Source organism: Stenotrophomonas sp. (assembly GCF_032066555.1).
In the GTDB taxonomy this organism is placed as follows: Bacteria; Pseudomonadota; Gammaproteobacteria; order Xanthomonadales; family Xanthomonadaceae; genus Stenotrophomonas.
Genome location: NZ_DAMBKV010000026.1, coordinates 36647 through 46191, shown reverse-complemented (window position 1 = coordinate 46191; position 9545 = coordinate 36647). Strand labels below are relative to the sequence as shown.

The window sequence follows — 9545 nt, the reverse complement described above, 5'->3', positions numbered from 1 at the left end:
GCGTGGTGCAGGCGCACTTCCGTCCGGAGTTCATCAACCGCCTGGACGACATCGTCGTCTTCCATCCGCTGGACAAGGAGCAGATCAAGCAGATCGCACGCATCCAGATGCGTGGGCTGGAGAAGCGCCTGGGCGAGCGTGGTTTGCGCCTGGGGGTGTCGGATTCGGCCTTCGATGTGCTGGGCAATGTCGGCTTCGACCCGATCTATGGCGCGCGTCCGTTGAAGCGTGCCATCCAGGCGCAGCTGGAAAACCCGCTGGCGCAGAAGATCCTGGCCGGCGAGTTCGCCAGCGGCGACACCATCAAGGTGGAAGCCGGTGGTGGCGGGCAGCTGCAGTTTGGCAAGGGCTGAGCGCCGGAGCTTCAAGTGCTTTAAAAGCTGCCCTCACCCCAACCCCTCTCCCGTAAACGGGAGAGGGGCTTGGATCGTGTCGGCGGCTAGTGCATTAGCCCCTCTCCCGTTTACGGGAGAGGGGTTGGGGTGAGGGGAAGCTTCTAGCTAGAGATGCACGCTTCAAAAAGGCATCAGCAAATAACGCCCCCTCACAAGTAACCCCTGCAACCGTCCACCGGTTGCCATCCATCCTCGGCTATCGTCAGCGGTCACTCCTTGGCGAGCACCCCGATGACCGATCCGCAGTGGAAGCCTGAAACCATCGCCGTGCATGGCGGCTATTCCCCCGATCCGACCACCCGCGCCGTCGCGGTGCCGATCTACCAGACCGTTGCCTACGCCTTCGACGATACCCAGCACGGTGCCGATCTGTTCGATCTCAAGGTGCAGGGCAATATCTACACACGCATCATGAACCCGACCACCGATGTGCTGGAAAAGCGCATCGCTGCATTGGAAGGCGGCATCGGTGCATTGGCGCTGGCCTCGGGCCAAGCCGCGATCACCTACGCGATCCAGACCATTGCCGAGGCCGGCGACAACATCCTCGCCTCCAGCGCGCTGTATGGCGGCACCTACAATCTGTTCGCACACACGCTGCCGCAGTTCGGCATCCAGACCCGCTTTGCCGATTACCGTGATCCGCAGGCATTTGCGGCGCTGATCGATGAGCGCACCAAGGCGGTGTTCGTCGAATCCATCGGCAACCCGCGTGGCAACATCACCGATATCGAGGCCATCGCCAAAATCGCCCATGCGCATGGCGTGCCGGTGATCGTCGACAACACCGTGGCCACGCCGTATCTGCAGCGCTCCTTCGATTTTGGTGCGGATATCGTGGTGCACTCCTTGACCAAGTATCTCGGCGGCCACGGCACCAGTCTGGGCGGCGCCATCGTCGATTCCGGCCGCTTCCCGTGGGCCGAGCACAAGGCGCGCTTCCCGCGCCTCAATACGCCAGACGTGAGTTACCACGGCGTGGTCTATACCGAGGCATTGGGGCCTGCGGCCTTCATTGGCCGTGCCCGCGTGGTGCCATTGCGCAACATGGGCGCGGCGATTTCGCCGTTCAACGCCTTCCAGATCCTGCAGGGGATCGAGACGCTGGCGCTGCGCATGGATCGCATCAACAGCAATACGCTGGCGGTGGCCAACTACCTGCAGAAGCATGCAAAGGTCGCCTGGGTGAACTACGCGGCGCTGCCGGACCATCCGGAACACGCGCTGGTGCAGAAGTACCTGCGTGGCCACGGCTCGGGCGTGCTGACCTTCGGTTTGCCGGGTGGGCGCGAAGCCGGCGCGCGCTTCCTGGATGCCTTGCAGCTGTTCACGCGACTGGTGAACCTGGGCGATGCCAAGTCACTGGCCACGCATCCGGCATCCACCACCCATCGGCAGTTGGATGAGGCCGAGCTGGAAAAGGCCGGGGTAACGCTGGACACCGTGCGCCTGTCGGTGGGCATCGAGCATATCGATGACCTGCTGGCGGATCTCGAGCAGGCGTTGGCTGGGGCTTGAGTCCCAGCTTGGACGCTGCAGAGGAGAATCAAGGGCGGGGTTCGCTTGTTAGAAGCTTCCCCTCACCCCAACCCCTCTCCCGCAAGCGGGAGAGGGGCTAACGCACTACGAGCCGCCGCAATCCTGGCCCCTCTCCCGCATGCGGGGTGAGAAGGGCTGTTTGCGAACCAAAGGTTCGCAGCCATTTGAACGCGCTTGCGTCAGCGCAAGGGCCGGGGCGCGGAGCAGGGGTTGGGGTGAGGGCAGCTCTCAGCTCCTAGCTTTTACCAGGCAACCGTAAACCGCTTGCCCACGTGCTTCGGCGTTTCCAGCTCATCCACCACTGCCACCGCCAGATCGGCCGCACTGATCGTACCCGGGCCATCGCCCGTGCTCAGCGGGGTGTCGCTGCCCACGCGGTACTTGCCGGTGCGCTCGGTTGCGCTGCCCGGATGGAAGGCCACCGGCGGGCTCAACTGGGTCCAGGCCAGCGAGGTCTCATTACGCAACTCGTTCAGCGCATCACGCGCGGCGCTGGCGCCGGGATAGATAGCCGCCGGGAAGTCGGGGGAATCCACCAGTTGGGTGCCGTCCGCCGCATACAGGCTGCCGGCACCGCCAATCACGATGTAGCGCTTGACGCCTGCTGCCTTGGTGCCGGCCACAATCGCGCGGGTGCCACGCATGAACTCGTTGTATAGATCCGGATTCGCCCAGCCGGCGTTGTAGGCACTGATCACCGTGTCGGCACCGCTGACCCCGGCGCGTACCTCCTCGGCATTGAGCACATCGGCCTTGACCACATGCAAGCGCGCGCGGCTTGCCAGCTTGGCCGGGTCACGCACCAGGGCGGTGACGTCATGGCCGCGCGCCAGCAGTTCGTCCAGCAGAGCCTTGCCGACGAAGCCGGTGGCACCAATCAATGCGACTTTCATGGGAAATCCTTGCAAGTGGGAATGGCGCCAGTTTCCGCCTCTGCGCGCCGTCGCGGCAGTCGCAAAAAATCACAATCACCTTGAAGCTGTGCTTCACAATGGCCCGGTAGGAGGTGACCCATGGACAGCTTCAAGCGGATGGCCCTGTTTGCCCAGGTGGTGCAGCACGGCTCGATGAGTGCGGCGGCGCGGGCGCTGGGCATGAGCACCTCGGCGGTGAGCCAGCAGCTGCGTGCGTTGGAGCAGGAAGCCGGGGTGGCGCTGTTGCACCGCTCTACCCGACGGCTGGCCCTCACCGATGTGGGCAGCCGTTACTACGCGGCCTGCGCGCGTTTGCTGGATGCGGCCGGGGAGGCGGCGGCAGAACTGTCGGCTGCCCGCCAGGCCCCCAGCGGCGAACTGCGATTGTCGGCGCCGCTGGGCATGGCCGCGCATATCGGGCCGGCGCTGGGTGCGTGGTTGCAGGAAAACCCGCAGCTGCGCCTGCACCTGTTCTTCGACGACGGCTGGACCGACCTGTTGCAGGCGCGCATCGACCTGGCCCTGCGCTTCGGCCAGCTGCCGGACAGCGATTGGATGGCGCAGCGTCTGGGCAGCCTGCAGCGTTGGCCCTGCGCGTCGCCGCAGTGGCTGCAGGCCCACGGCATGCCCACCGATCCGCTGCAGGTACCCGCCGCCGATTGGCTGGGTGTGCCGCAGGTGCCCGGCTTGGTCTGGCAACACCGTGACAGCGGCGAGGAACGGCTGGTGCCGGCGCATCCGCGCATCGCCAGCCAGAACCAGCCGGCGGTCCTGCAGCTATGCCAGGCCGGCTTGGGGGTGGCGGTGCTGACCAGCCTGGATGCGGCGCCGCTGTTGGCTGACGGCCACCTGCAGCGCCTGTTGCCGGATTGGGAAGTGCCAGCGTTGCCGGCCTGGGCGGTGACACCACATCGCCAGACCCAACCGGCCAAGGTGCGCCAGGCCATCGCCTTGCTGCAGGACTATCTGGCGCGAATGCCTGCTGCCGGGCCGACGCCTGCGCAAGATCGGAAACGCCAGCGCTGAGCAGGCGCGCTGCAATAGCCGCCACTTCCACGGAGACGATGCAATGAAAGCCAATGCCGCACAGCTGCCACGCCTGGACCGGGTCATTGCCTGTCTGCAGCAGGCCGTCGATACCGGCGGCCCCTTGCCCGACCTGGAGGCGCTGGCGGCCATCGCCCATTACTCGCCTTTCCACTTCCATCGCGTTTACCGCGCGCTGACCGGTGAAACGATAGGCCGCACGGTGCAGCGGCTGCGGGTGGTCAAGGCGCTGCAGCGTCTGGCGCATAGCGCGGCCAGTGTCACCGAGATCGCCCTGCTGGCCGGTTACGACACCCCGCAGGCCTTGGCCCGGGTGCTGCGCGAAAGCGTGGATGCCAGTGCCAGCGAACTGCGCGGCGATCCGCAGCGACTGGCCGCCTGCATCGCCCAGCTGTCGCGCCCGCTGCCGGTGGCTGAAACTCCCGCGCCGCTGAGCGTGGAAGTGATCACCCTGGAGCCGTTCGAGGTGGTCGCGTTGCGTGCCCGGGGTGCCTTCGACGATCTGGATGGTGTGTTCGGCGAACTGTTCGGCTGGGCGGCCGAGCAGGGCCTGATCGAACAGCTGCAGCAGTTGATCGGTCTGCCGCTGGGTGACCACCGCGAGCTGCCTGCCGACGAGCTGCTGTTCGACTGCGCGCTGGCGCTGGATGCCGCGCTGCCGGCCTTGCCGGCATCACTGCAGCGCCTGCAGCTGGGGGGCGGGCGCATGGCGCGCCTGCATCATGTCGGCAGCTACTCCCTGCTTGAGGACGCCACCGACCAGTTGCTGCGTGACTGGTTGCCGGGCAGCGGCCATGCGCTGCGCGACGCGCCGCTGCACTATCACTTCCTGGACGACCCCGAGGACGTTCCCGAGGCCATCCTGCGCGCCGACATCTACGTGCCGCTGGCCGCCGGCTGAGGCACGTTGCGGCGCAGGCTGCGGTAGGGCGGGGTGGACATGATCATTTCCGCCAGCGAGTAGGCCAGCTCGCGCTCGGCCATCACCGTGCCGTCGGCGCCATGCTCCAGCAGATGCTTGACCTCGGCATCGCTGTGGGCACGCGCCAACAGGGTCAGGTTGGGGTTGATGGCGCGCAGCTTGGCCAGCACCTCGCCGGATTCCAGCGGCTGCGGGATGGCCAGCACGGCGATGGTGGCGCGCTCGGGGTGTGCCTCGGCCAGTACCTTGTCCGAGGCGGCACTGCCGCGGATGCCGGGGATGCCGGCGGCGTGCGCGCGTTCCACGTGCTCGCGGTTGTCGTCGATCACCAGCACCGGCACGCCGCGGTCACGCAGCACCTGCGCCAGCTCGCTGCCGACCCGGCCATAGCCGACCACGATGGCGTGGTCGTGCAGGTCCAGCGACGGACCGGGCGGGATGTCCGGCACTTCCGGCACCGGCGCGGTTTCCTTGTGGCGTGCCTGCCAGCGGTCGAGCAGGCCGAACACCACCGGGTTGAGCATGATCGACACCAGTGCACCGGCCAATACCAGCGATTGCCCGGTAGGCGGCAGGATCTTCAGCGCAACGCCCAGCCCGGCGATGATGAAGGCGAACTCGCCGATCTGCGCCAACGAGGCGGAGATGGTCAGCGCGGTGCTCTTGGAGTGGCCGAAGGCGCGCACGATGAAGAAGGCGGCGGCCGACTTGCCGAACATGATGATCACCACCGTCGCCAGCACCTGCCAGGGGTGCTCGACGATGATCAGCGGGTTGAACAACATGCCGACCGAAACGAAGAACAGCACCGCGAACGCATCGCGCAGCGGCAGCGAATCATGCGCGGCCTTGTGGCTGAGCTCGGACTCGTTGAGCATCATGCCGGCGAAGAACGCGCCCAGCGCGAACGAGACGCCGAACAGCGCCGCCGCACCAAACGCCACGCCCAGCGCGATAGCCAGCACGCACAGGGTGAACAGCTCGCGCGAGCCGGTGCCGGCCACTTTCTCCAGCACCCACGGAATCACCCGCCGGCCAACCACCAGCATCACTGCCACGAACAGGCCCAACTGAACGAAGGTCCAGCCGATCGAGGCCAGCAGGCCGCCAATCGAAAGTGCCTTGCCACTGGCCTCGGGGCCGAACACCTCGGCAATCACCGGCATCATCACCAGCGCCAGCACACAGGCCAGGTCTTCGACGATCAGCCAGCCCACCGCGATCTTGCCGCGCGTGGTTTCCAGCAGGCGGCGTTCCTCCATGGCACGCAACAGCACCACGGTGGACGCGGTGGCCAACGAGAAGCCGAAGATCACCCCGTGCAGCGCCGGCCAGCCCATCAGCGTAGCCACGCCCCAGCCCAGCAGGGTGGCGACCAGGATCTGGCCGATGGCACCGGGGATGGCGATGGCCTTGACCGCCATCAGGTCCTTCAAGGAGAAGTGCAGGCCGACGCCGAACATCAGCAGCATCACCCCGATCTCGGCCAACTGGTTGGCCAGCGCCTGGTCGGCGACAAAGCCCGGGGTGAACGGCCCCACGATGACACCGGCAATCAGATAGCCCACCAGCGGCGACAGCCGCAGTTTGTTGGCCAGGGCGCCAAGCACGAAGGCCAGGCCCAGACCGATGGCAATCATGTTGATCAGGGCGGTGTCATGGTGCATCAGGGCTCGCAGCAGGGGGTGGGGTGCTTCGATTCTAAAGGTGATGCGCGGTTTGGTGAGGGGAAATGCATGAAAAATCTGGGTTTTTTTTTAAGGAGCGAGGTGGGGCTGTGGGTTTGTGGTGCTTGCTGGTGAGGACAACAGCAAACGCCAGGGCATCCCTCCCCAACCCTCCCCTTCGCTGCGCGAAAGGGAGGGCGCCAAAGCAAAAGCTGGGTGAACCCTGCAGCCCGCATGAACTGCCCCCTCCCTTTCGCGCAGCGAAGGGGAGGGCTGGGGAGGGCTGGGGAGGGGTAAGCCTCTGCCGAGCCGGCAAAAGAAAATGCCCCGGGTCGCCCCGGGGCATCTTCCTTTCACGACGTCAAAACAGTCTTACCAGGTGTAGCTGATACGGCCGTATACGTAAGCGCCGTTGAAGCCGTACGGGGAGTAGTTGCTGTACGGCAGCATGCCCCAGGTCGAGTTCTGCAGGTCCGCGGTGCGATCCGGGTACTGGTCCAGCAGGTTGTCCGCACCCAGGGTCAGCTTCCAGTTCTCGCTGGGCTTGAAGCTGGCCGAGGCGTCCACTACCCAACTGGCGTCATAGGTCTGGTCGCGGGCAGCGGTGGCCGAGTTGCGCACGGTGAAGCTGCCGTAGCGGGTCGCCGACAGACCCAGCTCCCAGCGGTCCGAGCGCCAGGTGCCGCTGACGATGGCCTTGTCACGCGGGAAGCTGTCCTCGATGCGGCCGATCTCGTCGCGGCCGATCAGCGACTGGGTGATGCCCAAGCTGCCGAACACCGCCGGCGAAGCGATGAACTTCTTCACTTCGGTCTCGTTGTAGCTGTAGGCAGCGGTCAGTTCCAGGCTGCTGGCGCTGAACGGGAGGGTGTAGCTGGATACTGCATCGACACCGCGGGTGCGGGTGTCCACACCATTGGTGAAGTAGGAGAACGCGGTGACCTGCGGCAGCCCCAGCCCGGCCAACAACGCATTGGCGGCGGCATTGGTGGTGATGTTGGTGGACAGCACGATGCGGTCATCGATGTCGATCTGGTAGGCATCGACGGTCAGGTACAGGCGATCAACCGGCTGCAGCACCAGGCCAAGGCTGTAGGAGGTGGAGCTTTCGGCCTTCAGCGGGCTGGCACCCAGCGCCTGTGCGGCAGCGCTGGTGGTCGGGAAGGTGCCGCGGTCGACGAAGCTGCCGTTGATGATGGTGCTGGTGACCGCCTGGTAGCTCTGCTGGGCCAGCGACGGGGCGCGGAAGCCGCTGGACGCGGTGGCACGCAGCGCGACCTTGTCGGTGAAGGCGTAGCGCGCCGACAACTTGCCCGAGAACTTGTCGCCGAAGTCCGAGTAGTCCTCGTAGCGACCGGTCAGGCCGGCGGAGAACTTCTCGGTCAGGTCGGCTTCCAGGCCGGCATAGACGGCGTAATTGTGGCGATCGTTGTGCACTTCGTTGGTCGGGGTGAAACCACCGAAGCCCTGCGCGCCGCTACCGGTATAGGAGTTCAGCTCACCGGCGTTCTGCTCCCACTTCTCACGACGGTATTCACCGCCGAAGGACAGCGTGACCGGGTAGGCCAGGCCCCAGTCCAGCGCCTTGGTGAGGTCGGCGTTGAAGATGTCCTGCTGGTACTTCAGCGTGCCGTCGTAGAAAGAGGTCGGGCTGTTCACGCCCAGGCTGTAGTTGATGCTGTTGCGGGTGTGGAAATCCAGGGTGTTTTCACCGTGGTTGAGGCTGACGTCCCAGGTCCAGCCACTCTCGGTATTGCCCTTGACGCCGGCCACCAGCGAGCGGTCCTTGGAGTACTGGTTGATCTGCGGCACATAGCCGTCCGGGTAGGTCTGCGCCAACAGCGCGGTCTGGCCGCTGTGGTTGGGCGAGCGGTAGAACGCGAACGAGGTGATGTCGCGGTTGCTCAGCAGGGCGCTGGCGTAGGCACTGATGTTGTCGCTGAAGTTGAAGCTGGCGTTGGCCGAGGCGGCGGTGGCGTCCACGCGCGGGTCGCCGACCACGAAGGTCTTCTCACCGATGGACGGGAAGTTGCCGGTATTCGGGGTGGTGCCCTGATAAGGGCCTGCGCGGTTGCTTTCGTCCTGCTGGCTGACCTGGCCGGCGAAATGCACGCTGCCACGGCCATCGGCGAAGCTGACGCCGGTGTCGCCGGAGAGCTGGTACTTGTTGCCGTCACCGGCCGAGTACTGGCCGTAATCCACGGCCAGGCTGCCGCCCTTGCCGCTGCCCTTGAGCACGATGTTGACCACGCCAGCGATGGCATCGGAGCCGTATTGGGCCGAGGCGCCGTCGCGCAGTACTTCGACGCGTTCGATGGCGGCGATCGGAATCGCGTTGATGTCCACCGCGGAGGAGCCACGGCCGATGCTGCCGTTGACGTTGATCATCGCCGAGGTGTGGCGGCGCTTGCCGTTGACCAGCACCAGCACCTGGTCAGGCGAGAGCCCGCGCAGCTGCGCCGGGCGGATGCCGCTGGTGCCGTCGGTCAGGGCCGGGCGCGGGAAGTTCAGTGAGGGCAGGGCGCGCGACAGCGCGGTGGCCAACTCGCCGGTGCCGGTGGACTGCAGCGCCTCCGGGGTGATGATGTCGATCGGTGACTGCGACTCGGCCACGGTGCGGTCGGCCACGCGGGTACCGGTGACGATCACGGTATCCAGGGTGTTGGCAGCGGTCTGGGCGAAGGCGGGGAGGGCCGGGGCGCCAAGGGCGATGGCAATGGCGACGGCGAGGGTGCTGGACGTGCGATTCATCAGGTTGCAGCTCCGGTATTGAGTGGCGGCATCGGCGGCGCGTGGGGTTCGCGGCTGTTGCGGTGCGCCATCAACGAATTAATGGAATTTTTACCTCGTGTCAAACCGGATGACGCAGCTAAATTGTTGCTTTTGAAAGCTTTTTCAGTTCAGCAAAGGCGATTTGGCAATGCGAGTACTTGGCCCTTGTCAGGCAATGCCGTTCAGGCGCGTGCGATAACAGGACGTGAGTCAAGTATTGGTTAACGTTAGAATTACGTCGCAGGAATGCTGCTCACATGCACATTCCGTTTCGTTATAACGGACCCAT

At 65.5% G+C, this 9545-nt stretch carries 6 protein-coding genes and 1 pseudogene; 4 read left to right on the top strand and 3 right to left on the bottom strand.

Annotation, left to right across the window (positions count from 1 at the left end; genetic code table 11):
• Window positions 1-353, top strand: a pseudogene (locus RT131_RS18715) (type VI secretion system ATPase TssH); the annotation flags it as partial.
• Between the two features lie 273 nt (window positions 354-626).
• Window positions 627-1913 carry an aminotransferase class I/II-fold pyridoxal phosphate-dependent enzyme gene (locus RT131_RS18710; protein ID WP_313174398.1) on the top strand — a complete coding sequence of 429 codons (1287 nt, stop codon included), beginning with the start codon at window positions 627-629 and terminating at the stop codon, window positions 1911-1913.
• Window positions 1914-2176: 263 nt separating this feature from the next.
• Here RT131_RS18710 and RT131_RS18705 read toward each other — a convergent pair whose 3' ends face one another.
• Window positions 2177-2827: an NAD(P)H-binding protein gene (locus RT131_RS18705; RefSeq protein WP_313174396.1), complete on the bottom strand. Its 651-nt coding sequence runs from the start codon at window positions 2825-2827 to the stop codon at window positions 2177-2179.
• A 120-nt stretch (window positions 2828-2947) separates the two neighbouring features.
• On the opposite strand from RT131_RS18705, the gene RT131_RS18700 reads away from it, so the two are divergent.
• Both RT131_RS18700 and RT131_RS18695 read left to right on the top strand, forming a co-directional pair.
• Entirely contained in the window at window positions 2948-3874 is a 927-nt protein-coding gene (locus tag RT131_RS18700) for a LysR family transcriptional regulator (RefSeq protein WP_313174394.1), read from the top strand.
• A gap of 43 nt (window positions 3875-3917) precedes the next feature.
• Window positions 3918-4796, top strand: a complete 879-nt coding sequence (locus RT131_RS18695; protein WP_313174392.1) for a GyrI-like domain-containing protein — start codon at window positions 3918-3920, stop codon at window positions 4794-4796.
• On the opposite strand, the gene ybaL is transcribed toward RT131_RS18695, so the two are convergent.
• Window positions 4772-6484, bottom strand: coding sequence for a YbaL family putative K(+) efflux transporter (gene ybaL, locus RT131_RS18690; RefSeq protein ID WP_313174390.1), 1713 nt, complete (start codon window positions 6482-6484; stop codon window positions 4772-4774). The genes RT131_RS18695 and ybaL overlap by 25 nt on opposite strands.
• Before the next feature lie 372 nt (window positions 6485-6856).
• Window positions 6857-9235, bottom strand: coding sequence for a TonB-dependent receptor (locus RT131_RS18685; RefSeq protein ID WP_313174389.1), 2379 nt, complete (start codon window positions 9233-9235; stop codon window positions 6857-6859).
• Between the last annotated feature and the right edge of the window lie 310 nt (window positions 9236-9545).